The organism is Cupriavidus malaysiensis, assembly GCF_001854325.1.
GTDB lineage: Bacteria > Pseudomonadota > Gammaproteobacteria > Burkholderiales > Burkholderiaceae > Cupriavidus > Cupriavidus malaysiensis.
In genome coordinates, this window is record NZ_CP017754.1 from 3,171,048 (window position 1) to 3,193,611 (window position 22,564).

Here is a 22,564-nt window from a genome sequence, read left to right on the forward strand (position 1 = left end):
ACCAGGCCGCCGCCTGGCACCCGCCGGCCTGCGCGCGCTTCCCGCTGCGTCCCCCTGAAAGGAAAGCCAAGCATGCCGCTGCCCACCATGCCCACCAAGCCGGCTCAACTGCTCGATCCGAGCGAGTTCGCCCCGGTCACCGCGTTGCCCAAGGCCAGGACCGCGACACAGGGCAAGAAACCGGTGCCCGCGCTGGAGCGCGTGGCCTTGCTGGAAACCGGTGATGCGGAACCCGCCCCGGCAACACGAGCGCGCGCCACGACCACGCGCGCCCGCGCCAAGGACGTGCCCGCGGTTCCGGTGGCCCCGCCCGTAGCAGCCCCCGTCAGCGTCCTCAAGCCGGCCACCGCCCCGAGCCGGCGCGCGCGCAAGGACAACGGCCCGAGCAAGCTGTTCGTACTCGACACCAATGTGCTGATGCACGATCCGTCCTCCCTGTTCCGCTTCGAGGAACACGACATCTATCTGCCGATGATGACGCTGGAGGAACTGGATAACCACAAGAAGGGCATGAGCGAAGTCGCGCGCAACGCCCGTACCGTCAGCCGCACGCTCGACGCGCTGGTGGCAAACACCGACGGCGCGCTCGACGAAGGCCTGCTGCTGGCCAAGCTCGGCAACCGCGACGCGCAGGGCAAGCTGTTCTTCCAGACCCGGCTCAACGACATCAAGCTGCCCGAAGGCCTGCCGCAGGGCAAGGCCGACAACCAGATCCTCGGCGTGGTCAGCGCGCTCAAGGAGCAGCAGCCGGGCCGCCAGGTGGTGCTGGTGTCGAAAGACATCAATATGCGCATCAAGGCCCGCGCGCTGGGCCTGCCCGCCGAGGACTACTTCAACGACCAGGTCCTGGAAGACAAGGACCTGCTCTACTCGGGCGTGATGGCGCTGCCGGGCGACTTCTGGACAAAGCACGGCAAGGGCGTCGAAAGCTGGCAGGATCCGAAGTCGGGCGCGATGTTCTACCGCCTGACCGGCCCGCTGGTGCCGTCCTTCCTGGTCAACCAGTTCGTCTACCTGGAGCCCTCCGACGGCAGTCTGCCGCTCTATGCGCAAGTCAAGGAGATCAACGGCAAGACCGCGCTGCTGCAGACACTGAAGGACTTCACCCACAACAAGAACAATGTCTGGAGCGTGACCGCGCGCAACCGCGAGCAGAACTTCGCGCTGAACCTGCTGATGAACCCGGAGGTGGACTTCGTCACCCTGCTGGGCCAGGCCGGCACCGGCAAGACGCTGCTGGCGCTGGCCTCGGGCCTGGAGCAGGTGCTCGACCAGAAGCTGTACAACGAGATCATTGTCACCCGCGCCACGGTGCCGGTCGGCGAGGACATCGGCTTCCTGCCGGGCACCGAGGAAGAAAAGATGCAGCCCTGGATGGGCGCTTTCGACGACAACCTCGAGGTGCTGCAGAAGAGCGACGACAGCGCCGGCGACTGGGGCCGCGCCGCCACGCAGGAGCTGATCCGTTCCCGCATCAAGGTCAAGAGCATGAACTTCATGCGCGGGCGCACCTTCGTCAACAAGTTCGTCATCATCGACGAGGCGCAGAACCTGACGCCCAAGCAGATGAAGACGCTGGTGACTCGGGCCGGCCCAGGCACCAAGATCGTGTGCCTCGGCAATATCGCGCAGATCGACACGCCTTACCTGACCGAAGGGTCGTCCGGCCTGACCTATGTGGTGGACCGCTTCAAGGGCTGGAGCCACAGTGGCCATGTCACGCTGGCGCGCGGCGAGCGTTCGCGCCTGGCTGACCACGCCGCCGACGTGCTCTGAGGCAATTGACCACCGTCCCGGCGGGCCCAGGACGGGGCCCGCCGGCGTGTGCCCGCCACGCCCGAGACGGCGTGGCGGGCGTTCGCGCTTCCAGCGGGCGTTGCTTTCCGTTGTTTCAACCTGGCAGGAGGAGTCATCGATGCAGGACTGCCCGACGCAATTCTCCAGGCAGCGGCCACGTGCCGCCCGCGCACCCGCGACCGCTTCCCGTACCGGCTGGCTGCCGCTGCTGCCTCTGCTCGCCAGCCTGTCCGCCGTCGTAGCCTGGCACCCCGCCTGCGCCGCGGACGGGCTGGTGATCCGCACCATGGGGCCGGTCAGCTACGTCTGCGGCGGCGTCGCCGAGGACGAGCGCCAGGCGCTGGCCGCGCAGGAGCAGAACTTCAATATGGGGGTGCTGTTCACGCGCGGCGAAAACGGCGAGTACCTGGCCGACGTGTCGGTGCGCCTGGTCTACGACGGCCAGGAGGTCGCCCGTTTCCGAGCGAACGGTCCGCGCTGCCTGATACGTGCGCCGGAAGGCAGCTACAATATTGAAGCAAGCTACAAGGGGCAGCCGCGCTCTCTCACGGTGAACACCGGCACCCGTAACGCGCAATTGCGCTGGTAGCCGCGCTGGCAGCCAGGCAGCAGCCTGCTGGCAGCCGGATGGAAGAGACCCAGAGGATGCCCGCAAGCCGACACCCCGCAGCCGTCGCAGCGCCCACCGGACCTGCCCGCCAGGTCGGCTGCGGCCGCCCGCGCCTCGCGCTGGCCTGCCTGGCGGCCCTGCTGCTGGCTGCCTGCGCCTCGTCGCCGCCAGCCCGCTATGCTGGCTCCGCGCGCGCGCCTCGCCCCGTGATCGCCGACCCGTCTGCCGGCACCGAGGAAATCTCCATCCAGGCTATGTCGCTGGTCGGCACGCCTTATCGCTATGGCGGCAATACACCCGATTCCGGCTTCGATTGCAGCGGGCTGGTGCGCTACGTGGTGGCGCGTGCCGCCAATGTGAACCTGCCGCGCACCACCGAAGCCATGGGCGTGCGCGGCGCTCCGCTCGAGCGCAGCCAGGTGGCGGCGGGCGATCTGGTCTTCTTCAATACCACGGGCCGGCCGAATTCCCATGTCGGCATCTACGTCGGCCAGAACCGTTTCGTGCATGCACCGTCCACAGGAGGCACGGTGCGCCTCGAGGACATGAGCAAATCCTACTGGGCTTCGCGCTACAACGGCGCGCGCCGGGTCTCGGGCCCGCTGGATCCCGGCGACTCGCCGGTCATGGTGGTGCAATCGACCCCGGCGCCCGCCTCCTCCTCCACGCCCGTCCGCGCGGCCACGGCCCAGCCGGCCGACGACGACGATCCGATCGCGGCCTTCGCCAACCGCTGAAGCCGAAATCAAAAGGCCGGGCATCGCCCGGCCTTTTCTGTCATCCGATGCCGGTCGCCCCGGCACCCGCGGCATGCGGGGTCAGAGCACGTGCTTGCCCACCCACCAGGCGATCGCCGCCATGAAGGCCGAGGCCGGAATGGTCAGCACCCAGGCCCAGACGATATTGCCCGCCACGCCCCAGCGCACGGCGGACATCTTCTGCACCGAGCCCACGCCGACGATGGCGCCGGTGATGGTATGGGTGGTGGACACGGGCACGCCCAGCGCGGAAGCGATGAACAAGGTCAGCGCACCGCCGGTCTCCGCGCAGAAGCCGCCGACCGGCTTGAGCTTGGTGATCTTCTGCCCCATGGTGCGCACGATGCGCCAGCCGCCGAACAGCGTGCCCATACCGATCGCCACGTAGCAGCAGACGATGACCCACACCGGGGGCTCGGCGCCACCGGCGGCCACGTGGCCGCTGGCGATCAGCAGCATCCAGATGATGCCGATGGTCTTCTGCGCGTCGTTGCCGCCGTGGCCCAGGCTGTACATCGAGGCGGACAGCAGCTGCAGCCGGCGGAACCAGCGGTCGACGCGCGACGGCGGCGTGCGGAAAAAGGTCCAGCCGACGATCACCATCATCAGCGAACCGAGCACCATGCCGAGCAGCGGCGAGATCAGGATGAAGGCCACCGTCTTCAGCAGGCCGCCGCCCACCAGTGCGCCGGTGCCCGACTTGGCCACCGCCGCACCGACCAGGCCGCCGATCAACGCATGCGACGACGATGACGGAATGCCGTAGTACCAGGTGATCAGGTTCCAGGCGATCGCCCCCATCAGCGCGCCGAACACCACATAGTGGTCGACGATCGCCACGTCGATGGTGCCGGTGCCCACGGTGGCGGCGACCTTGAGGTGGAAGATGAAGATCGCGACCACATTGCACATGGCCGCCATCGCCACCGCATGGTGGGGCTTGAGCACCCCGGTGGAGACCACGGTCGCGATGGAGTTTGCCGCGTCATGGAAGCCGTTCATGAAATCGAACAGCAAGGCGAGCGCCACCAGCAGGGCGATCACCCACAGGCTCATTTGTACGGTCTGCATGCGGGTACGCGCCTCAGGCGTTCTCGAGGACGATGCCCTCGATGATGTTCGCCACGTCCTCGCACTTGTCGGTGATGGTCTCGAGCTGCTCGTAGATGGCCTTCAGCTTGATCAGACGCTTGACGTCGGTCTCGTCGCGGAACAGCTTGGACATGGCGGCACGCATCACGCGGTCGGCTTCCGACTCGAGCTGGTCGATCTGCTGGGCAGTCTTCAGGATGGTGCTGGCATTGCTCATGTCCTCGAGCAGGCCCACGGCGATCTTGACCTGGTCGCAGCACTGCACGCAGATGGCGGCCAGGCGGCGTGCCTCCTCGGTCAGGCTGGTCACGTCGTACAGCGAGATGGTTTCCGCCACGTCCTCCATCAGGTCGAGGATGTCGTCCATGGTGGTGATCAGCTTGTGGATCTCGTCACGGTCCAGCGGCGTGATGAAGGTCTTGTGCAGCAGGTCGATGGTGTCGTGCGTGATGCGGTCGGCCTTCTTCTCGGTGGCCTGCACGCGGCGCGCATGCGCTTCGGCATTCGGCAGGTCGTTCACCAAGACCTCGAGTTCGCGCGCGGCGGTGGTCGCGCATTCCGCGTGCTGGTTGAAATATTCGAAGAACTTGCCCTCGGTGGGCATGAATCGGCCGAACATGAAATGTTCCTTGTCGTAGCGCCGGGGGGCGCCGCTGGGATTGTTGCGGGGGGTGGATGCGGCGGACACAGGTCCGCATGACACGACAGCCGCGCGAAGGCGGCTGTCATCAAGTCGCAATATTTTACAGGGTTGCCGGCGCCGCGCCGCGACAATCGACGCAATTTGCGTCTGCTTCCCGCGAAGCCGCGCCGGTGCTGGCGTCAGGTGTCGTTGTCGAAGAAGGCCGGACCGCCGCTGAAGTTGTCGAACTTGGTGAACTGGCCCAGGAAGGTCAGGCGCACCGTGCCGATCGGACCGTTACGCTGCTTGCCGATGATGATCTCGGCCGTGCCCTTGTCCTGCGAATCCGGGTTGTAGACTTCGTCGCGGTAGATGAACAGGATCACGTCGGCATCCTGCTCGATGGCGCCGGATTCGCGTAAGTCTGACATCACCGGCCGCTTGTTCGGCCGCTGTTCCAGGCTGCGGTTGAGCTGCGACAGCGCGATCACCGGGCAGTTCAGCTCTTTGGCCAGGCCCTTGAGCGAACGCGAGATCTCGGAAATCTCGGTGGCGCGGTTCTCGCCGCCGCCCGAGCCCGACATCAGCTGCAGGTAATCGATGATGATCAGGCCGAGCTGGCCGCACTGGCGCGCCAGCCGGCGCGAGCGCGCGCGCAGCTCCATCGGGTTCAGCGCGGGCGTCTCGTCGATGAAGAGCTGGGCATCGTTCATGCGCTGGATCGCATGGGTCAGCCGCGGCCAGTCCTCGTCGAGCAGGCGCCCCGTGCGCAGCCGGTGCTGGTCGAGCCGGCCGACCGAACCGAGCATACGCATGGCGAGCTGGGTACCCGCCATTTCCATCGAGAAGACCGCGACCGGCAGCCCCTGCTCGACAGCGACGTGCTCGCCGATATTGAGCGAGAACGCCGTCTTACCCATCGACGGACGCCCGGCGACGATGACCAGGTCGCCCGGCTGCATGCCGCTGGTCATCCGGTCCAGGTCGATGAAGCCGGTAGGCACGCCCGTCACGTCGGACGTCGAATCGCGGTGGTACAGCTCGTCGATGCGCTCCACCACCTGGGTCAGCAGCGGCTGGATCTCCTGGAAGCCGGCCTGCCCGCGCGCGCCTTCCTCGGCGATGGCGAAGACCTTGGATTCGGCTTCGTCGAGCAGCTCGCGCACCTCGCGGCCCTTGGGCGCGAAAGCGGCGGTGGCGATATCGTCGGCCACCGTCACCAGCTTGCGCAGCACCGAGCGCTCGCGCACGATTTCCGCATAGCGGCGGATATTGGCCGCACTCGGCGTGTTCTGCGCCAGCGAATTGAGATAGGCCAGGCCGCCGACTTCCTCCGCCTTGCCTGCCACCTGCAGCATCTCGTAGACGGTGATGACGTCGGCGGGCTTGGTGGCCGAGATCAGGCGGGCGATGCTCTGGAAGATCAGCCGATGGTCGAAGCGGTAGAAGTCCGCCTCCGACAGGAAATCCGCGATGCGGTCCCAGGCGGCGTTGTCCAGCAGCAGGCCGCCGAGCACCGATTGCTCGGCCTCGATGGAGTGCGGCGGGACCTTGAGGTTGTCTAGTTGGGGGTCGGCGACGGGCGCATTCATGGGGGGCAATTATAGCGGCGACGGGGCCCGGCCCGCGCGGAGAATTCGGCAGTGGCGAACCACTGTGGCGTCGGCGGCGTCACGCGACGGACAAGAAAAAAGGCAGAAGCCCAAGCTTCTGCCTTTTCTCGTGATCCGAACCGGCCGGTGCGTGCCGCTGCGGGCACCGCTCCAGCCTGGCGCCGGAATCTCAGACCTGCTCGCCCAGCACCGAGACGGTCACGTCGACCACCACGTCGGTGTGCAGCGCCACGCTGACCGGATGGTCGCCGACCATCTTCAGCGGACCGTTCGGCAGGCGGACCTGCGCCTTCTCGACGACGAAGCCTTGCGGAGCCAGGGCTTCGGCGATGTCGGCGTTGGTCACCGAGCCGAACAGGCGGCCATCCACACCCGACTTCTGGGTGATCTGGATGGTCAGGCCGTTCAGCTTCTCGCCTTCCGCCTGGGCGGCGGCCAGCTTCTCGGCGGCAGCCTTTTCCAGGTCGGCACGCTTGGCTTCGAATTCTTCGATGGCGGACTGGGTCGCGCGGCGGGCCTTCTTGCTCGGGATCAGGAAGTTACGGGCGTAACCGTCCTTCACGCGAACGATGTCACCCAGGTTGCCCAGGTTGACGACTTTTTCAAGCAGAATGACTTGCATCGTATATCTCTCCTTTACCTAGGGCCTGGACAATCAGTTCTTGTGCAGGTCGGTGTACGGCAGCAGCGCGAGGAAACGCGCACGCTTGATAGCCGTATCGAGCTGACGCTGATAGTGCGCCTTGGTACCGGTCAGGCGTGCCGGCGTGATCTTGCCGTTGTCGCCGATGAAGTCCTTCAGGGTGTCCAGATCCTTGTAGTCGATCTGTTCCACGCCAGCCACGGTGAAGCGGCAGAAGCGCTTGCGCTTGAACAGCGGGTTCTGCTGCTGGAAGCGCTTCTTGTTCTTGTTGTCACGTTTGACGAATGCCATGATTCAATCCTTTTCGAATGCTTTACATCCAGTGATGTGAAAGACGAGAGCCTTGCTGTTGCGATGCTTGCGGGCCAGGAAGCCTTCGCAGTCGAGCAGCGTGCCCAGCGGCATGCGCTCCAGGCGCTGGCCGACCGGGCCGATGCCCATCGCCGCGATGGCGAACTCGATCTGCCGGGGAATCTGCGCCTCGACCACCTCGCCAGCGTGCTGCAGCAAGCAGTTCACGACAGGCACGCCGGCCGGCGTGTAGCGCAGGGCTTCGCGTTCGACTAGGGTCGCGGACAGCCGCAACTGGTTCAACGCGCGCCTCCTTGCTGGTCCCGGGCCACCCCGCCGATCCGGCCGGGCAGCGCTCTAGCGCACCGCACCGCCGATCAGGCGGCCTGGCTCTCGCTGCTTTGTTGCGCGGCCTTGCGGGCTTCTTCGCGCTGCACTTCCTTCATCATCGGCGAGGGAGCGGTTTCGGCCTTCTTGGTCTGGACGATCAGGTGACGCAGCACCGCATCGTTGAACTTGAACGCGTGTTCGAGTTCGGCCAGGGTTTCCTTGCCGCATTCGATGTTCAGGCAAACGTAGTGAGCCTTGGCCAGCTTCTGGATCATGTAGGCCAGTTGGCGACGACCCCAGTCTTCCACGCGGTGAACCTGGCCATTCTGCGAGGTGACCAGCGACTTGTAACGCTCGATCATCGCGGGCACTTGTTCGCTCTGGTCCGGATGGACGATAAAGACGATTTCGTAATGACGCATTGACGCTCCTTTTGGGATGAGCCACCCGGGCGTCACGTCCGGTGCGGCAAGGTTGGATAGCCTGCCATTATAGCCCGCAGCAAGCTGGCACGGCAAGCAGACTGCCCGCTCAGCACTGCGCGAAGCACTGCTGCAGCCGGCCAGGGTCCGCCGCCAGCCGAGGATCCCGAGCCAGAGCGAGCAACAGCAGCGCGCGCGCCTTGTAGGGATTCAGGTCACCCGCGGAGACGAACAGGCCGGCGCCAGGATTCGGCAGTGCCGGAATCGATACATGGCCCGCACCGGTGCGGGAACTGCGCACCACCGCGACACCTGCGCGCGCCGCGTCGGCCAGCGCGGCAGCCAGCGCCTCGTGGATCGAACCGTTCCCCGCCGCCGCCACCACCAGGCCCGCCGCGCCGGCAGCCACCAGCGCGTCGACGACGATACGGGAGGGCTGCGCATAGCTCGGCACAATTTCCACCAGCGGCCACTCCCCGGCTGGCAGCGGCCAGGACCGCTCGACCCGGCGCAATGGCGCGCGCATGAAGCTCACCAGCTCATCCTGGACGAAACCGAGCGGGCCGCCCACCGGCGACACGAAGGCATCGACCGCCGAGGTATGTGCCTTGACGACATCCCGCGCAGCATGGATCTGCTGGTTCAGCACCACCAGCACGCCACGGCCGCGCGCTTCCGGATGGGCCGCCACACGCACGGCATCGAGAAGATTGAGCGGGCCATCCGCAGACAGGGAGGTCGAAGGCCGCATGGCCGCGGTCATCACTACGGGAACCGGTACCGCACAGGACAGATGCAGCAGCATGGCCGTCTCTTCCAGGGTATCGGTACCGTGAGTCACCACCACACCCGCCACATCGGGCTGGGCGCACCAGAATGCCACGCGCGCCTGCAGTCTGGCCCACAGCGCAAAGCCCATGTCCTTGCTGTCGACCTGGGCCACCTGCTCGGCCTCCAGGCGCGCCACCGACTTCAACGCCGGCACGGCATCCAGCAGCGCCGTCACCGGCACCGTGGCTGCCTGGTAATGCGCACTGCTGGCCGCGCTGGCGGCGGAACCGGCGATGGTGCCGCCGGTGGCAAGCACGACGATGCGGGGAAGCTTGGACATATCAGGGCGGGAACACGGGTGAGCCGCGATTGTAACCGTACGCCCAACCACCATCACTCCGCCGCACCGGCCACAGGTCGCGCAAATTCCACTTGCACTTCGTCACATACTGTATAAAATCACAGCATACTGTTTAAACATACAGTACCCCTGACACCAAGAACAAAGCGGCGACTCCATGGCAACCCTGACTCCGCGGCAACAACAGATCTTCGACCTGATCCGCAACACGATCCGCCGCACCGGCTTTCCGCCTACGCGCGCAGAGATCGCCGCGGAGTTCGGCTTCTCCTCCCCGAATGCCGCCGAGGAACATCTGCGGGCACTGGCGCGCAAGGGCGTGATCGAGTTGACCCCGGGCGCCTCGCGCGGCATCCGCCTCAAGGTCTCGCGCAGCGATTCGGAAACACCGGACCAGTTCACATTGCCGATGGCCGGCGTGATGCAACTGACCCTGCCGCTGGTCGGCCGCGTCGCGGCAGGCAGCCCCATCCTCGCCGCCGAGCACATCGACCGGCAGTATCAGGTGGATGCCTCGGTCTTCGACGAACAGCCCGACTATCTGCTGCGCGTACGCGGCCTCAGCATGCGCGATGCCGGCATCCTCGACGGCGACCTGCTCGCAGTCAAGCGCGCCAGCGAGGCCAGCAACGGCAAGATCGTGGTAGCACGCCTTGGCGAGGACGTCACTGTCAAACGCTTCAAGCGACGAGGCGACAGCATCGAGCTGATTGCCGAGAACCCCGACTACCCCAACATCCTCGTGAAACCGGGAGAAGAAGAGTTCTCTCTCGAGGGTATCGCGGTCGGACTGATCCGTCCGGCCGGCTTCTAGCGCAGCCGGCCCGACCCCTCGCCGCCGCCAGGTCTGCAGCGTGGCGGCACCTGCCTCACCGTTCCGAAGGCGCCCGCCGACGCTGGCGCCATCCCCCGACTATTGTCAATCGACAGGTGCAACCATGCCGCAAGCCAATACCATCTCCGCCCGCCGCCCGGTCAAGCCAGTGCCTTTCCGCCAATGCAAGGGCGTGCGCATCTACCAAGGCGCGCAGCGCCGCACCATGGTCGGCAGCATGGCCGCCATCTGCCGCATGCTGGAGTTGGCCGAGCCGGCCAAGCTGCACGTCTGAGCCTGCGCGGCACCCGAGTACGCACGGGTACGTGACAGGCGCGGCTCGCCGTGCCGTGCCTGTCACGCCGGGCATTCGCTTTGCCGCATTCGCTTTGCCGCGCATCTGCTTTGCATGATGCACGACGGCGCCCGAGCAATCGCATGCCCGAGCGGTCGTCGCGCACCAACGATTCCGCGATGTTCCATGGCGCCTTCAATCCGCGTCCAACCCTCTGCCTATGCCAGGCAATGCGTAGGGTGCCCCTCCCTTGATGCACACTCCGCCCCTCGTTCGAAGGGGGCATTTCCGTATCTTTACCGTTGTTTGCAATTGCAGCGGCGCGCAGCACGTCAGTGCCGGCGAGATTCGCGTGCCGGCTCGCTAGAATGGCCGCTGACATTGGAATAGCGCCGCACCGGCAGCAGCTCCATCTGCGGAGTCGCCGGCAAGACTGACAGGCGCTCGTACGCGCCGCGCTGCTGCATTGCCGAGGCATACCACGCTGCCTGCCTCGGCACACCGACCACCCTCCGGACAGCGCTCCCGGCCACCACAACGACTACAGATCGGGGACCTCGCTTGCCGCTTCAAACTGTCCAGGTTCTGGCCTTGGGCAATCCCGCCATCGCCACGCTGCTATCCCTGTGCTTCCTGCTGGCCTGGAGCTACGAGCGCGCGCAGCGTCACCTGTTGATGTTCTGCGCATCGTTCCTGATCTATGCCTTGGCCGCGTCAGCGCAGATCCTGCAACTGCCGCGCGACGCTGGCGTGAACCTGCTGCTGTCCTGCGCGCTCTACCTGGGTAGCACCCTGTTGCTGTTGCGCGGCGTCGTAGCACGCGCCGACGCGCAGTTCGATGCCGTGCCGCTGACCACGCTGGCCTGTCTGCAGTTGATCGCGCTGGCGTACTTCCACTATGCCGACGACCAGATCGCGGCACGCATCTACATACTCCACGGCGGCATCGCAGTGATGCTGCTGACCGGCGTCGCGCGGCTTGGCAAACTGCGCCTGGGCGCCGCCGTCGACCGCGCGCTGTATTGGATCCTGCTGGCGTTTGCGCTGAGCTTCGTGCCACGCTCGGCGCTGACCATCACATCCGCCGCGTCCGGCAACGCCGACTCACTAGCGCACTCGCCCTTCTGGATCGCACTGCAGCTCAGCCTGGTACTGTTCGGCATCGTGCTCGGCCTGGCCCTGCTCGCAGGCGCCATGTCCGACGTGATCGACAAGCTGCGCGAGGAACGCGACACCGATCCCCTGACCCGCCTCCACAACCGCCGTAGCTTCGAGGTGCTGGCTGAGCGCGAGATTCCGCCCCGCCAAGGCCAGCCGCTCAGCGTGCTGCTCTGCGATATCGATCACTTCAAGCACATCAACGACACCCACGGCCACGCCGCAGGCGACACGGTCCTGTCGGAATTCGGCCACCTGGTCCTCGCAAGCATCCGCCATCGGGACATTGCAGGCCGCATCGGCGGCGAAGAGTTCGCCATCCTGCTGCCCGGCACCGACGTTGCGAGCGCGCTGCACCTCGCCGAACGCCTGCGCCACACGCTCGAGACGACGGCATTCGAGGCCCTGCCCGGCACATGTACCGTGACCGCCAGCTTCGGCGTCACCGCGCTCGCCGCCGGGGAATCGCTAGATGACCTGCTGACCCGGGCCGACATGCTGCTTTACACCGCCAAGCGCGAGGGAAGGAATTGCGTGGCATTCGAGCACAATCCGCCACCGGCACAACTGGCGAACTCCCGCCAGGCGGCCTAGGCAGGATCCGCAGCGCGACGAGGAGCAAGGACGACTATCAGCCGACCTTGCCTGAAAACCGGTGCGACCTCAGTCCTTACCAGCCACCTGCGCGCCGGCAGCTCCGCCTGACGCCGCAGGCCAGGGCTCCGCATGCTCGATCGGTGCGGCCTTGCCGTTGCCCAGGATAGCTCCATCCACAGCGTACTTGGCAGCGACCCGCGCCTGCACTGCATCCATGACGGCACGCACCGCCGGCCCCGCACCTTCTGAGGCCGCCACCCCGGTGGCCGCCCGGGCCTTGGCGCCAAGCGGATAGAACACAAACTCGACACCCTCCGGCACCCCCGCCTCCTTGGCCAGGCGCCGGTTAAGCTTGCGCAGGTATTGCTTCTTCGAGACCGTCGTTTTCGCCATCGCCATCTCCTGGAGAGTCGAGCAATGCTAGCATGGCAGGACGAGGCACCGTATCGAATGGTCTACGCCATCCATTGGCCGCAACCGCAACAGGCCCGGGAACGGCTGCCGAGAAAGCATCGGCACATCGAAGTCAAAGCGTGCAATCGGAGCTATGCCAACCGCATCGTTGGACAAGCCCGCATCCCTAACTTAACGACTGGGATTTCCCCGTGAAAACAGCACACTACCGCGCGGCGAGCCCAAAGCAAAACGGCCGCTTCTGCAAGCGGCCGTTCTACAAGAAATTCCTGGGGTGGCTGATGGGACTCGAACCCACGACGACAGGAATCACAATCCTGGACTCTACCAACTGAGCTACAGCCACCGTCGTTTTGCTGCTTTCGATTCGTTGCGAACCGTCGATCAGCGAAAACCAGGATTATACGGAGAAGTTTCCGTCATGGCTAGTACTCAACACAAAATTTTTCAGCACCCACCGAGAGCCGCTGACGCATGCCCGAGAAACGGCATGCGCCGTCCACCAGCTCAACGACGGCTCAGGTCCCACTTCGACTCGAGCAGGACCGCCTCCTTGATCGCTTCGATCGTGTCGGACTCCGTGTCGAACAGGCCCAGCAGGCGGCGAGACCTGCCGTTCAGCACGTCGGCCTGCAAGGCTTTGCTGGCCTCTCCGTCGATGCCGAAGCGCCAGCAATAGCGCGCCGTCCACTTGCCGTCCTGCAGCCGCTCGGCTACCCACACGACGCGGAAGCCTTCGAATTCCACGCCAAACAACTCGTCCAATGTCCTGCCCTCCAAGCTCAGATGCTCCCCCGCATCCCGGCCGGCCTGCCGACGGCGGCCGCACTCTCTCTTTCTCTGCTGGCTCTAGTGTCTCGCTGTTGCCTCCCTGCTCGCGCGCCGCAAGGGAACCAATCGAGCGAGGTGCGGGACTGAACCGTATTGCCAACCCGATCCCGACACCCTTCCTCATGACCTCCCTGCTACGCCTCGCCATCGTCCTGCTGGCCAGCGCATTGGCCGCATGCGCCGCCACGGGCAGTGAGACCGCCGGTACCGGCATCTCGACCTACGGCACCATCGACGTCGGGATCAGCCACACCCGCTGACCCACTTCCCTGTCGACCCAAGCAGTGCCGTCTTTGAACATGATAGACGCGCGAGCAGGGGCCTAGGGAATGTCGGCAAGCAAGCGGAACTTTTGAGAGATATCCCACCCTAAAGACTTTACGCCCGCGACCACATGTGGCGCAAGCTGCATAATATCGATTCGGGCCGCAAGAAGCTCGACGAACCACAGGCAAGACGCAGCATGCCGGTGCGGCGCAGGCATCTGTCATGCAGCTGCCACCTCGAATGGCCATCATGCGGCCAAGCCGATGACAGGATCCACCGGCAACGATGCCCGCGACAAAAAAAACAGCCCGCACAAGGCGGGCTGAATAATCAGTTGAAGAAAGCCCTGTATTCGAGGGCAGGGCCAGTGTATGGAGTCCGCCGTCACTCTGCATTTAGGGGAATCCCTTTGCCGGCGCGACTTTCCCGGTAGCACACTGCGACAACCGCGGCGCATGTGTCGCAATCTCAACGTCCGGCCAGCACCGCACAAAAAGACAATTCGGAGTTAGAGCTTTTCTTCGGACCGGCACGCCACCCTGAACGGAAGGGCGACGACAGGCGCTGTCAGACTGCCTCGGCTACCGGCTCCGCTTCGCGACGCAGATGGCTGCGCGCCTCTTCGAACAAGGCATCCACCTCAGCAGAAGAACGTGCCGCGGCCATTCGCCGGGCATCCGACAGGATGCGCCGCCAGCCTCGTCCGCCATGGATCCCCCGATGCAGGCCCAACATATGGCGCGTGACCGCCCCCATATACCCGCCTGCCTCGACATGGCGCCCGATATAGGCCTGCATGGCCAGCTCCACCTCCAGCCTCGACGCGATCGGCGTAGCAGCCCCGTAGAAGCGCGCATCGACCTCGGCCAGCAGATAAGGATGGTGATAGGCCTCGCGCCCGATCATGACACCATCGACGTGCTCGAGATGCGCGTCCATCTGCTGATAGTCCACGATGCCGCCATTGATCAGGATCTCAAGCTGCGGAAACTCGCGCTTCAACTGGTAAGCCACCTCGTAGCGCAGCGGCGGGATCTCGCGGTTCTCCTTGGGGCTGAGCCCCTTGAGGATGGCATTGCGCGCATGCACGATGAAGGTCTCGCAACCGGCTTGCGCAATGGTGCCGACGAAATCACGCACGAAATCGTAGTGTTCGATAGTGTCGATGCCGATGCGGTGCTTGACCGTTACTGGCACCGAAACCGCATCGCGCATCGCCTTGACGCAGTCCGCGACCAGCGCCGGCTCCGCCATCAGGCAGGCACCGAAGGCCCCGCGCTGCACCCGTTCGGAGGGGCAACCGCAGTTCAGGTTGATTTCCGCATAGCCCCACCGCTCGCCCAATCGTGCAGCATGAGCCAGGTCGGCTGGTTCGCTGCCACCGAGCTGGAGCGCTACCGGCTGTTCCACCTCGTCATAGTCGAGATGGCGCGCCACATCGCCATGCAACAGGGCACCGGTCGTCACCATCTCCGTGTACAGCCAGGTATGGCGGCTCAACTGGCGGTGAAACATGCGGCAATGGCGGTCGGTCCAATCCATCATCGGGGCGACCGAGACGCGGCGGGGGGTGGTTGTCATGGAAAACGGCTTCAAAACGGATTGAGCAGGCAGGGGCGGCCCTGCCTTGGTGGAACGGCCGCCGCGCAGCGGCCCGCGCGCCTTGCGGCGAGCACATCTGCCTTGCACAAGGCATTTCACGGCACTTCATGCCCGTGCGGCAAAGCGCCAGCACACTGTGTGGCGCGAGGACGAGAGTATAGGCTACCGTGCGCGGCAGCGCTGGTGGGCCGGCGCTTGGCATCCGCGGCACACCGCATGCTCGCCACTTGCCACAGCCCACCCCAGTGGCTATACCAAAAGCGGCAAACTCTTTTTTGCCAGACTCGTTTTGACAGAGGCCCTCCGCTGCACGGCAAGGGCCTCTCTTTTGCATGCCGGCAATGAATGCCGGCGATGCCCTGCCCGCGGATGCATGGAACCGGTCCGGCCGGCTTCCCACGCCAATCCGAGTCACCCCTCTCCAGTGTGATGCCGACGCAACGATGCTGCGTGCATACTCACGGTTCACCGAGCCAAAGAGCCGGCGTGTGCACAAATGGAATGGGTCAATCGATATGAGCGCTACGCTTACCGTCAGTGGCTATGTCCTGATCAGCCTGCTCGTTCCCATGGTCGGGGCGCGCTGGCTCATCAAACACCACCCCGCGATGCGGGAGGATGTCCCCTCCGAGTCCGAGGCCTGGCCCGCTTCGGACGCCAACCGCCAAGGAGACGAATAACCGGCCACGGCCGCCGCCAGCCGGGCCCGCAAGGTCCTGCCGGCCGACGCCGACCAGGGCCCATCGGGCGGCGCCCGCCCTGGCCCTGGATCGGTCGCCTCAGCGCGCGGCGTTACGCTCCAGCCAGGCCGTATAGGCATCCATATACTTCTGCAGGAAGCCTCGCGTCGACTCGTTGGCAATACCGCCCTGCGCATCGAAGAGCTTGTCGACGCCGCTGAGATAGGCCTCCGGCTGCTGCAGCACCGGTACATTGAGGAAGACCAGCGACTGCCGCAGATGGTGGTTGGCGCCGAAGCCGCCGATGGCACCGGGCGAGGCGCTGACCACGCCGCCCGGCTTGCCGTCCCAGGCGCTCTGGCCGTACGGCCGGGACCCGACGTCGATAGCATTCTTCATCGCGGCGGGCACCGAGCGATTGTATTCCGGGGTGACGAAGAGCACGCCGTCGGCACGGCGGATGCGGTCGCGGAATGCCGTCCACGCGGCAGGCGGATCGGCATCCAGATCCTGGTTATAGAGCGGCAGGTGCCCGATCTCGACCAGCTCCAGCTTCACGCTGGCCGGCGCCAGCGCTACCAGCGCCTGCGCCAGCTTCCGGTTCAGGGAGTCTTTGCGCAGGCTGCCCACCAGCACGGCGACATCACGAGGATTGCTCATTGGGGTTCCTTTGACGAAGTGATCCGAATCCCGCCGGCCAGCCCTGCGGCGACAGCCGGGCCCGGCGCGCAAGCTGCCGCGCCAATCGGCACTCTACCCCATCTGGATGCCATCTGAGCGCGCGCCCGCGCCCAAGCCGCGCCCAAGCTGCACTCAGCCTGCGCTGAGGCCGGCGAGCGGGTGTTGCGCGCCGCGCCACGGGCTGTCGAAGAACGACAGCACGCGCTCACGCGCAACCTCGTCGAGCCGGGCGGGCTGCCACCTGGGCCGATGGTCCTTGTCCACCGCCAACGCCCGGATGCCTTCGATGCCATCGCCGCCACGGAACACGTAGTGCATCATGTCCAGCTCCATGCGCAGTTCGTTCTCGAGCGACATGTCGCGGGCACGGCGCACTTGCTCCAGCGTCACCTTGAGCATCAGCGGCGAGCGCGATCGCAGCGCCGCGGCGGTCTGCGCGGCCCAGTCGCCGGCGGCATCGCTGACCGCCGCCAGGATCGACTCGACGTCCGGCTGCGCGAAGAAACCATCGATGGCCGGGCGCTCGCGCGCCAGCATGCCCTGCTCCGGCGCGACGCCCGCACGGTGCGCCGCCGCGGCCGCGTCGAGCAGGGCGAGCACTTCCTCGCCGCTGGCGAAGCTGCGCCCGCGCAACGCGGCCAGCGCCTCAGCCATCGCATTGGACGGCAGGTAAAGGTCGGCCAGTCCTGCATAGAGCGCATCCGCCGCGCCCAGGACGGTGCCGGTCAGGCCCAGGTATTCGCCGAGATGGCCCGGCGTGCGCGCCAGGAACCAGCCGCCACCGACGTCGGGAAAGAGGCCGATATTCGTTTCCGGCATGGCCATCCTGGTCCGTTCGGTGACGATGCGCCGGCGCGCACCCTGCGAGATGCCCATGCCGCCGCCCATCACCACGCCGTCCATCAGTGCAATATAGGGCTTGCCGTAGCGATGGATCTGATGGTTGAGCGCGTACTCTTCGGCGAAGAACTGGTCCAGCAGCGGATCCTTGGCCAGCGCTGCCTGGTGGAAGAAGCGGATATCGCCGCCGGCGCAGAAGGCCTTGCCGCCGGCACCGGCCACCACCACCGCCACCACGCCGGGCGCCTCGGCCCACGCGGTCAGCGCGTGCGTGATGGCCCGGATCATGTCGAGGGAAAGCGCGTTCAGCGCTTGCGGGCGGTTCAGCGTCAGGTAGCCAATGCCACCCACTACTTCGGTCGTCACGAAGTCCGTCATCTGTCTCGTCTCCACTTCTCAGCAAAAATTCAAGCCGGCATTCTACGCCAGCCATCGGCGCGCACGGCCCCGGGCATCGGCGCCTCAGGCGAGGCGAAAGGTGGCCATCAGCCGCGTCAGCCGCTGCGCCTGGTCATCCAGCGCGGTGGCGGCTGCCGCCGCCTGTTCGACCAGCGCGGCATTCTGCTGCGTCATCGCATCCATGTGCGACACCGCTTGGTTGACCTGCTCGATGCCATGCGACTGCTCGTCGGACGCCGTGCTGATGCCCCCGATGATGGCGCTGACCCGCTGCACAGCGTCGACGATATCCTGCATCGCTGCACGGGCCTGGTCGACCAGGCCCGTGCCGTCGCGGACATCGGCCACCGAGGCGCCGATCAGCGAGCGGATCTCCTTGGACGCCGCGGCGCATCGCTGGGCCAGGTCGCGCACATCGCCGGCGACCACGGCGAAGCCCCGGCCGTGCTCGCCGGCACGCGCCGCCTCGACCGCCGCGTTCAGGGCGAGGATATTGGTCTGGAACGCGATCTTCTCGATCACCTCGATGATGTCGACGATCTTGCCCGAGCTGGCATCGATCGACTGCATGGTGCGCACCACGCGCGACACCGCCCCGCTGCCCCGCTCGGCCAGGTCGGTGGCGGCGATCGCGAGCGCCCTGGCCTCGCGCGCGCTGTCCGCGTTCTGGCGCACGGTGCCGGTCAGCTCCTCCATGCTCGAGGCGGTTTCCTCCAGCGAGGCTGCTTGTTGCTCCGTGCGCTGCGAAAGGTCGGTGTTGCCCGAGGCGATCTGCTGGCTGGCGCTGGCAATCGCATCGGCGCCGCTACGTACCTCGCTCACCATGGCGACCAGGCTGGACTGCATGCGGCCAAGCATGCCCAGCATGCGGCTGGTTTCGTTGCGTGCATGCTCATTGGCGCCGTGCACCTCCGCGCGGACTTCGCGCAGGTCGCCCGAGGCGATCTGCGCGAAGCGGCCGATGGCGATATCGAGCGGCCGCACGATCGATTGCCGCAGGCGCCAGGCCACCACGGTGCTGAAGGCCAGCCCGAGCAACAGCACGCCGCCGGCCAGCGCCAGCAGACGGTCGTAGCGCTGCTGCGAGTGCTCGTACACCGCGGCTGCGCTCGCTACCTGCAGCCGATTCAGGTCGCTGTTGACCGCGGTGAAAGCAATATCGAGCTTGGGGATGGTATCCAGCACGTAGCGCATCACCGTGTCGCGGTCGCCCGCATGCAGCGCCGCGATCATGGGCGCCACGCCTTGTGTGAACAGCGCCTCGCGCCGGGCGGAAACCTCGGCGGTGGCGCGCTCCGCCTCGGGCGAGCGCGGCAGCGCCAGATAGGCTTTCCAGGCGGCCTCCGACTGGCGCGCGAAGCCTTGCGCGCCCTCCGCGCGGGCGCGCGCGTCGGCGGGGTCGGTGGCAAAGGTGGCCTGGTCCAGCAGCACGCGTACCAGCAACTGGTTGGAGCGCGCCTCCGCCAGGTCGACCGCAGCCTTCAGCTGCTGCTGGTAGATCTGACGTGTGGCTTCATTGCTGCGCGACATGCCCAGCCAGCCGACTGCGCCGACAATCAGCAGCAAGCTGTTGGTGACGACAGTCAGGAACCACAATCTGGCTCCGATCGTAGTGTTGCGAAACATCCTGGCTCCTCCGGAAACGGCTGCCCATGCAGCGATCAGCTGGTCTACGGCGCGCGCATTCGAAGCTTGACCGTTTGCCAAGGACGGACTGAATTGCATTTTTGTCAGGGATGGCGGCAGGTGGAGCCGATGCCACCCGCGCCATGCTGCACTGGCGTTGGCGCAACACGGCTCGGCGTATGGAGGAATCCCTCAAGCCAAACCCGGAACGAAGCGCGCACACTGCCCGCATGACCGCATCCGCATCCGCATCCGCATCCGCGTCCGCCAGCCAGGCCGCCTTCGATCCCGGCCTGATCCTGCTGGCCTTCGCCCCCGCCTTCGTGCTGACGATCGCAGCCGAGGCCTGGTACTGGTCGCGCCGCGACGGCTCGGTCTACAGCCTGCGCGACACCGTCTCCAACGCCACCCTGGCGCTGATGCACCAGGCCTCCGACGCGGTCTTCCTCTGGCTGATGGTGCGCACCGCCTACACCTGGTGCTACCAGCACGGGCTGCGCGCCATGCCCGAGACCGCCTGGTCCTTCGTGCTGCTGCTTGTGCTGCAAGATCTGCTCTACTACGGCTTCCACCGCGCCAGTCATCGTGTGCGCTGGCTTTGGGCCTCGCACGTGACCCACCACTCGTCGGAGGGCATGAATTTCTCCACCGCCTTCCGGCAGAGCCTGACCTATCCGCTGTCGGGCATGTGGGTGTTCTGGCTGCCGCTGGCCTGGATCGGTTTCACGCCGGACTGGGTCATCCTGGCGGTGGGCTTGAACCTGGCCTTCCAGTTCTTCGTCCACACCCGCCTCGGGCGGCGCTGGCCCAGGCTCGAGCGCGTCATCAACACGCCTTCCGTGCATCGTGTGCACCACGCGCGCAATCCGCGCTACATCGACCGCAACTATGCCGGCGTGCTGACCGTCTGGGACCACCTGTTCGGCACCTTCGTGCCAGAGGAAGAGGCGCCGCACTACGGCATCACCCGCCGCATCGCCACCCACAACCCGCTGACGCTGACCTTCCACGAATGGCGTGACATGTTCGCCGATACGTGGCGCAACCGCGACCTGCGCCACCTTTGGAAGCCACCGGAGTGGCAGCATCCGCGCGACGCCCAACGCGCGCACGCCGGCCGGCCCGGCTGATCCGCGACCGGTGGCGCAAGCAACAAAAAACCGCGCACAGGCGCGGTTTCTTGTCAGACTACCGGCATCGCGCCGGTGCGGTCAGTGCGGGCTTACGCGCCTTCGCGCGAGGCACGCTTGCGCTCGTGCTCCTTCAGGTGGCGCTTGCGCAGGCGGATGCTCTTGGGCGTGATCTCTACCAGTTCATCGTCATCGATGAATTCCACCGCATACTCCAGCGACATCTGGATCGGCGGCACCAGGCGCACGGCCTCGTCGGTACCCGAGGCGCGCACGTTGGTGAGCTGCTTGCCCTTGATCGGGTTGACCACGAGGTCGTTGTCGCGGCTGTGGATGCCGATGATCATGCCTTCGTACAGCGCGTCGCCCGGCTTGACGAACATGCGGCCGCGGTCCTGCAGCTTCCACAGGGCATAGGCCACCGCATCGCCGTCGTCCTGCGAGATCAGCACGCCGTTGTGGCGCTCGCCCAGGCCGCCTTCGCGCACCGGCGCGTAGTCGTCGAAGATATGGCTGATCAGGCCGGTACCACGCGTCAGCGTGAGGAATTCACCTTGGAAGCCGATCAGGCCACGCGCGGGAATCCGATACTCGAGGCGGGTGCGGCCCTTGCCGTCCGATGCCATGTCGAGCAGCTCGCCCTTGCGGCGGCCCAGCTCTTCCATGATGGAGCCCTGGTGGCCGTCTTCCACGTCCACGGTCAGCAGTTCGAACGGCTCGTGCTTGACGCCGTCGATTTCCTTGAACACCACGCGCGGGCGCGACACGGCCAGCTCGTAGCCTTCGCGGCGCATGTTTTCCAGCAGGATGGTCAGGTGCAGTTCGCCGCGACCCGACACTTCGAAGATGGTGTCGTCACCGGTGTCGGCCACGCGCAGCGCCACGTTCGACTTCAGCTCGCGGTCCAGCCGCTCGCGCAGCTGGCGGCTGGTCACGAACTTGCCTTCGCGGCCGGCCAGCGGCGAGGTGTTGACGCAGAAGTTCATGGTCAGCGTAGGCTCGTCCACCTTCAGCATCGGCAAGGCGTCCTGGGCCTCCGGCGCGCATACGGTGCAGCCGATGCCCAGTTCCTCGATGCCGTTGATCAGCACGATGTCGCCGGCCTCGGCTTCGGGCACGATCTCGCGCTCGAGGCCCTGGAACTTCAGCACCTGATTGATGCGGCCCTTGATCGGGCTGCCCTCGGGACCGAACTTGACGACTACGTCCTGCAGCGGACGGGCGCGGCCGCGCGAGATGCGGCCCACGCCGATCTTGCCGACATAGCTGGAGTAGTCCAGCGAGATGATCTGCAGCTGCAGCGGGCCGTCCGGATCGTCGTTACGCACCGGCACCTTGTCCAGCACGGTCTCGAACAGCGGCTTCATGTCGCCGCCGCGCACATCGTCGGTCAGGCCGGCGTAGCCGTTCAGGCCCGAGGCGTAGATCACCGGGAAGTCGAGCTGCTCGTCGTTGGCGCCCAGCTTGTCGAAGAGATCGAAGGTCTGGTTGATCACCCAGTCCGGGCGCGCCCCCGGGCGGTCGATCTTGTTGATCACGACGATCGGCTTCAGGCCCAGCGCGAGCGCCTTGCGGGTCACGAAGCGCGTCTGCGGCATCGGGCCTTCAACCGCGTCGACCAGCAGCAGCACGCCGTCCACCATCGACAGCACGCGCTCGACCTCGCCGCCGAAGTCAGCGTGGCCCGGGGTGTCGACGATGTTGATGTGGGTGCCGTTGTATTCGACCGCACAGTTCTTGGCCAGGATGGTGATCCCGCGCTCCTTTTCCAGGTCGTTCGAATCCATCACGCGCTCAGCGATCTGCTGGTTCTCGCGGAAGGTGCCTGCCTGGCGCAGGAGCTGGTCGACTAGGGTGGTCTTGCCATGATCGACGTGGGCGATGATGGCGATATTGCGGATGGCGCGGGTCATTGCTGCG

General features: G+C 66.0%; 23 protein-coding genes and 1 tRNA gene. 8 read left to right on the forward strand and 16 right to left on the reverse strand.

Annotation, left to right across the window (positions count from 1 at the left end):
* Nucleotides 1–72 precede the first annotated feature (72 nt).
* From BKK80_RS14315 to BKK80_RS14325, 3 genes are all read left to right on the forward strand, one after another.
* Nucleotides 73–1,776, forward strand: a complete 1,704-nt coding sequence (locus tag BKK80_RS14315) for a PhoH family protein (RefSeq protein WP_071013738.1) — start codon at nt 73–75, stop codon at nt 1,774–1,776.
* 139 nt (nt 1,777–1,915) lie between these two features.
* Entirely contained in the window at nt 1,916–2,386 is a 471-nt protein-coding gene (locus BKK80_RS14320) for a hypothetical protein (RefSeq protein WP_236903686.1), read from the forward strand.
* 56 nt (nt 2,387–2,442) lie between these two features.
* On the forward strand, nt 2,443–3,144 hold the full coding sequence (locus BKK80_RS14325) for a C40 family peptidase (protein ID WP_071016460.1): 702 nt from the start codon (nt 2,443–2,445) through the stop codon (nt 3,142–3,144).
* A gap of 81 nt (nt 3,145–3,225) precedes the next feature.
* Here BKK80_RS14325 and BKK80_RS14330 read toward each other — a convergent pair whose 3' ends face one another.
* From BKK80_RS14330 to BKK80_RS14365, 8 genes are all read right to left on the reverse strand, one after another.
* Complete coding sequence (locus tag BKK80_RS14330) at nt 3,226–4,236, reverse strand: inorganic phosphate transporter (protein ID WP_071013741.1); 1,011 nt, start codon at nt 4,234–4,236, stop codon at nt 3,226–3,228.
* A 13-nt stretch (nt 4,237–4,249) separates the two neighbouring features.
* On the reverse strand, nt 4,250–4,876 hold the full coding sequence (locus BKK80_RS14335; RefSeq protein WP_071013743.1) for a DUF47 domain-containing protein: 627 nt from the start codon (nt 4,874–4,876) through the stop codon (nt 4,250–4,252).
* Nucleotides 4,877–5,079: 203 nt separating this feature from the next.
* Nucleotides 5,080–6,471, reverse strand: coding sequence for a replicative DNA helicase (locus BKK80_RS14340; protein WP_071013745.1), 1,392 nt, complete (start codon nt 6,469–6,471; stop codon nt 5,080–5,082).
* A 190-nt stretch (nt 6,472–6,661) separates the two neighbouring features.
* Entirely contained in the window at nt 6,662–7,114 is a 453-nt protein-coding gene (gene rplI / locus BKK80_RS14345) for a 50S ribosomal protein L9 (protein ID WP_071013748.1), read from the reverse strand.
* A 33-nt stretch (nt 7,115–7,147) separates the two neighbouring features.
* Nucleotides 7,148–7,426 carry a 30S ribosomal protein S18 gene (gene rpsR, locus BKK80_RS14350; protein WP_006575387.1) on the reverse strand — a complete coding sequence of 93 codons (279 nt, stop codon included), beginning with the start codon at nt 7,424–7,426 and terminating at the stop codon, nt 7,148–7,150.
* Nucleotides 7,427–7,429: 3 nt separating this feature from the next.
* The gene (gene priB / locus BKK80_RS14355; RefSeq protein ID WP_071013750.1) at nt 7,430–7,729 is read right to left on the reverse strand and encodes a primosomal replication protein N; all 300 of its coding nucleotides are present in this window, start codon (nt 7,727–7,729) and stop codon (nt 7,430–7,432) included.
* Between the two features lie 74 nt (nt 7,730–7,803).
* Nucleotides 7,804–8,178 carry a 30S ribosomal protein S6 gene (gene rpsF / locus BKK80_RS14360; protein WP_071013753.1) on the reverse strand — a complete coding sequence of 125 codons (375 nt, stop codon included), beginning with the start codon at nt 8,176–8,178 and terminating at the stop codon, nt 7,804–7,806.
* A gap of 109 nt (nt 8,179–8,287) precedes the next feature.
* Nucleotides 8,288–9,289, reverse strand: coding sequence for an asparaginase (locus tag BKK80_RS14365; protein ID WP_071070041.1), 1,002 nt, complete (start codon nt 9,287–9,289; stop codon nt 8,288–8,290).
* A 178-nt stretch (nt 9,290–9,467) separates the two neighbouring features.
* Here BKK80_RS14365 and lexA point away from each other — a divergent pair, with 178 nt between their 5' ends.
* The 3 genes from lexA (at nt 9,468) to BKK80_RS14375 (ending at nt 12,171) form a co-directional block, all read left to right on the forward strand.
* Nucleotides 9,468–10,124: a transcriptional repressor LexA gene (lexA, locus tag BKK80_RS14370; RefSeq protein WP_071013758.1), complete on the forward strand. Its 657-nt coding sequence runs from the start codon at nt 9,468–9,470 to the stop codon at nt 10,122–10,124.
* Between the two features lie 124 nt (nt 10,125–10,248).
* The gene (locus tag BKK80_RS37085; protein ID WP_167366676.1) at nt 10,249–10,419 is read left to right on the forward strand and encodes a hypothetical protein; all 171 of its coding nucleotides are present in this window, start codon (nt 10,249–10,251) and stop codon (nt 10,417–10,419) included.
* Between the two features lie 591 nt (nt 10,420–11,010).
* A complete protein-coding gene (locus tag BKK80_RS14375; protein ID WP_231907924.1) occupies nt 11,011–12,171 on the forward strand; it encodes a GGDEF domain-containing protein in 1,161 nt (386 codons plus the stop codon).
* Between the two features lie 69 nt (nt 12,172–12,240).
* Here BKK80_RS14375 and BKK80_RS14380 read toward each other — a convergent pair whose 3' ends face one another.
* The 3 genes from BKK80_RS14380 to BKK80_RS14390 form a co-directional block, all read right to left on the reverse strand.
* Complete coding sequence (locus BKK80_RS14380) at nt 12,241–12,567, reverse strand: hypothetical protein (RefSeq protein ID WP_071013763.1); 327 nt, start codon at nt 12,565–12,567, stop codon at nt 12,241–12,243.
* A 291-nt stretch (nt 12,568–12,858) separates the two neighbouring features.
* Nucleotides 12,859–12,934: transfer RNA gene (locus tag BKK80_RS14385), tRNA-His, on the reverse strand.
* A gap of 161 nt (nt 12,935–13,095) precedes the next feature.
* A complete protein-coding gene (locus BKK80_RS14390; protein WP_156811288.1) occupies nt 13,096–13,353 on the reverse strand; it encodes a hypothetical protein in 258 nt (85 codons plus the stop codon).
* Nucleotides 13,354–13,541: 188 nt separating this feature from the next.
* Here BKK80_RS14390 and BKK80_RS37090 point away from each other — a divergent pair, with 188 nt between their 5' ends.
* Nucleotides 13,542–13,679, forward strand: a complete 138-nt coding sequence (locus BKK80_RS37090; RefSeq protein WP_167366677.1) for a hypothetical protein — start codon at nt 13,542–13,544, stop codon at nt 13,677–13,679.
* Between the two features lie 574 nt (nt 13,680–14,253).
* On the opposite strand, the gene dusA is transcribed toward BKK80_RS37090, so the two are convergent.
* The 4 genes from dusA to BKK80_RS14410 form a co-directional block, all read right to left on the reverse strand.
* On the reverse strand, nt 14,254–15,267 hold the full coding sequence (gene dusA, locus BKK80_RS14395) for a tRNA dihydrouridine(20/20a) synthase DusA (RefSeq protein WP_071013769.1): 1,014 nt from the start codon (nt 15,265–15,267) through the stop codon (nt 14,254–14,256).
* 800 nt (nt 15,268–16,067) lie between these two features.
* The gene (locus tag BKK80_RS14400; protein WP_071013771.1) at nt 16,068–16,628 is read right to left on the reverse strand and encodes an NADPH-dependent FMN reductase; all 561 of its coding nucleotides are present in this window, start codon (nt 16,626–16,628) and stop codon (nt 16,068–16,070) included.
* 153 nt (nt 16,629–16,781) lie between these two features.
* Nucleotides 16,782–17,867 carry an enoyl-CoA hydratase/isomerase family protein gene (locus BKK80_RS14405; RefSeq protein WP_071070043.1) on the reverse strand — a complete coding sequence of 362 codons (1,086 nt, stop codon included), beginning with the start codon at nt 17,865–17,867 and terminating at the stop codon, nt 16,782–16,784.
* Between the two features lie 84 nt (nt 17,868–17,951).
* Nucleotides 17,952–19,514: a methyl-accepting chemotaxis protein gene (locus BKK80_RS14410; RefSeq protein WP_071070045.1), complete on the reverse strand. Its 1,563-nt coding sequence runs from the start codon at nt 19,512–19,514 to the stop codon at nt 17,952–17,954.
* 230 nt (nt 19,515–19,744) lie between these two features.
* On the opposite strand from BKK80_RS14410, the gene BKK80_RS14415 reads away from it, so the two are divergent.
* A complete protein-coding gene (locus BKK80_RS14415) occupies nt 19,745–20,644 on the forward strand; it encodes a sterol desaturase family protein (RefSeq protein WP_071070047.1) in 900 nt (299 codons plus the stop codon).
* Nucleotides 20,645–20,736: 92 nt separating this feature from the next.
* Here BKK80_RS14415 and typA read toward each other — a convergent pair whose 3' ends face one another.
* On the reverse strand, nt 20,737–22,557 hold the full coding sequence (typA, locus tag BKK80_RS14420) for a translational GTPase TypA (RefSeq protein WP_071013783.1): 1,821 nt from the start codon (nt 22,555–22,557) through the stop codon (nt 20,737–20,739).
* Between the last annotated feature and the right edge of the window lie 7 nt (nt 22,558–22,564).

Bases quoted from the DNA above. Each gene is read 5' to 3' on its own strand.
- rplI (WP_071013748.1), bottom strand. From the start codon at position 7,114: ATGCAAGTCATTCTGCTTGAAAAAGTCGTCAACCTGGGCAACCTGGGT.
- BKK80_RS14410 (WP_071070045.1), bottom strand. From the start codon at position 19,514: ATGTTTCGCAACACTACGATCGGAGCCAGATTGTGGTTCCTGACTGTC.
- rpsR (WP_006575387.1), bottom strand. From the start codon at position 7,426: ATGGCATTCGTCAAACGTGACAACAAGAACAAGAAGCGCTTCCAGCAG.
- BKK80_RS14405 (WP_071070043.1), bottom strand. From the start codon at position 17,867: ATGACGGACTTCGTGACGACCGAAGTAGTGGGTGGCATTGGCTACCTG.
- rpsF (WP_071013753.1), bottom strand. From the start codon at position 8,178: ATGCGTCATTACGAAATCGTCTTTATCGTCCATCCGGACCAGAGCGAA.
- BKK80_RS14335 (WP_071013743.1), bottom strand. From the start codon at position 4,876: ATGTTCGGCCGATTCATGCCCACCGAGGGCAAGTTCTTCGAATATTTC.
- BKK80_RS14340 (WP_071013745.1), bottom strand. From the start codon at position 6,471: ATGAATGCGCCCGTCGCCGACCCCCAACTAGACAACCTCAAGGTCCCG.
- BKK80_RS14315 (WP_071013738.1), top strand. From the start codon at position 73: ATGCCGCTGCCCACCATGCCCACCAAGCCGGCTCAACTGCTCGATCCG.
- lexA (WP_071013758.1), top strand. From the start codon at position 9,468: ATGGCAACCCTGACTCCGCGGCAACAACAGATCTTCGACCTGATCCGC.
- BKK80_RS37090 (WP_167366677.1), top strand. From the start codon at position 13,542: ATGACCTCCCTGCTACGCCTCGCCATCGTCCTGCTGGCCAGCGCATTG.
- dusA (WP_071013769.1), bottom strand. From the start codon at position 15,267: ATGACAACCACCCCCCGCCGCGTCTCGGTCGCCCCGATGATGGATTGG.
- typA (WP_071013783.1), bottom strand. From the start codon at position 22,557: ATGACCCGCGCCATCCGCAATATCGCCATCATCGCCCACGTCGATCAT.
- BKK80_RS14320 (WP_236903686.1), top strand. From the start codon at position 1,916: ATGCAGGACTGCCCGACGCAATTCTCCAGGCAGCGGCCACGTGCCGCC.
- BKK80_RS14380 (WP_071013763.1), bottom strand. From the start codon at position 12,567: ATGGCGAAAACGACGGTCTCGAAGAAGCAATACCTGCGCAAGCTTAAC.
- BKK80_RS14365 (WP_071070041.1), bottom strand. From the start codon at position 9,289: ATGTCCAAGCTTCCCCGCATCGTCGTGCTTGCCACCGGCGGCACCATC.
- BKK80_RS14400 (WP_071013771.1), bottom strand. From the start codon at position 16,628: ATGAGCAATCCTCGTGATGTCGCCGTGCTGGTGGGCAGCCTGCGCAAA.
- BKK80_RS14330 (WP_071013741.1), bottom strand. From the start codon at position 4,236: ATGCAGACCGTACAAATGAGCCTGTGGGTGATCGCCCTGCTGGTGGCG.
- BKK80_RS14325 (WP_071016460.1), top strand. From the start codon at position 2,443: ATGCCCGCAAGCCGACACCCCGCAGCCGTCGCAGCGCCCACCGGACCT.
- BKK80_RS14415 (WP_071070047.1), top strand. From the start codon at position 19,745: ATGACCGCATCCGCATCCGCATCCGCATCCGCGTCCGCCAGCCAGGCC.
- BKK80_RS37085 (WP_167366676.1), top strand. From the start codon at position 10,249: ATGCCGCAAGCCAATACCATCTCCGCCCGCCGCCCGGTCAAGCCAGTG.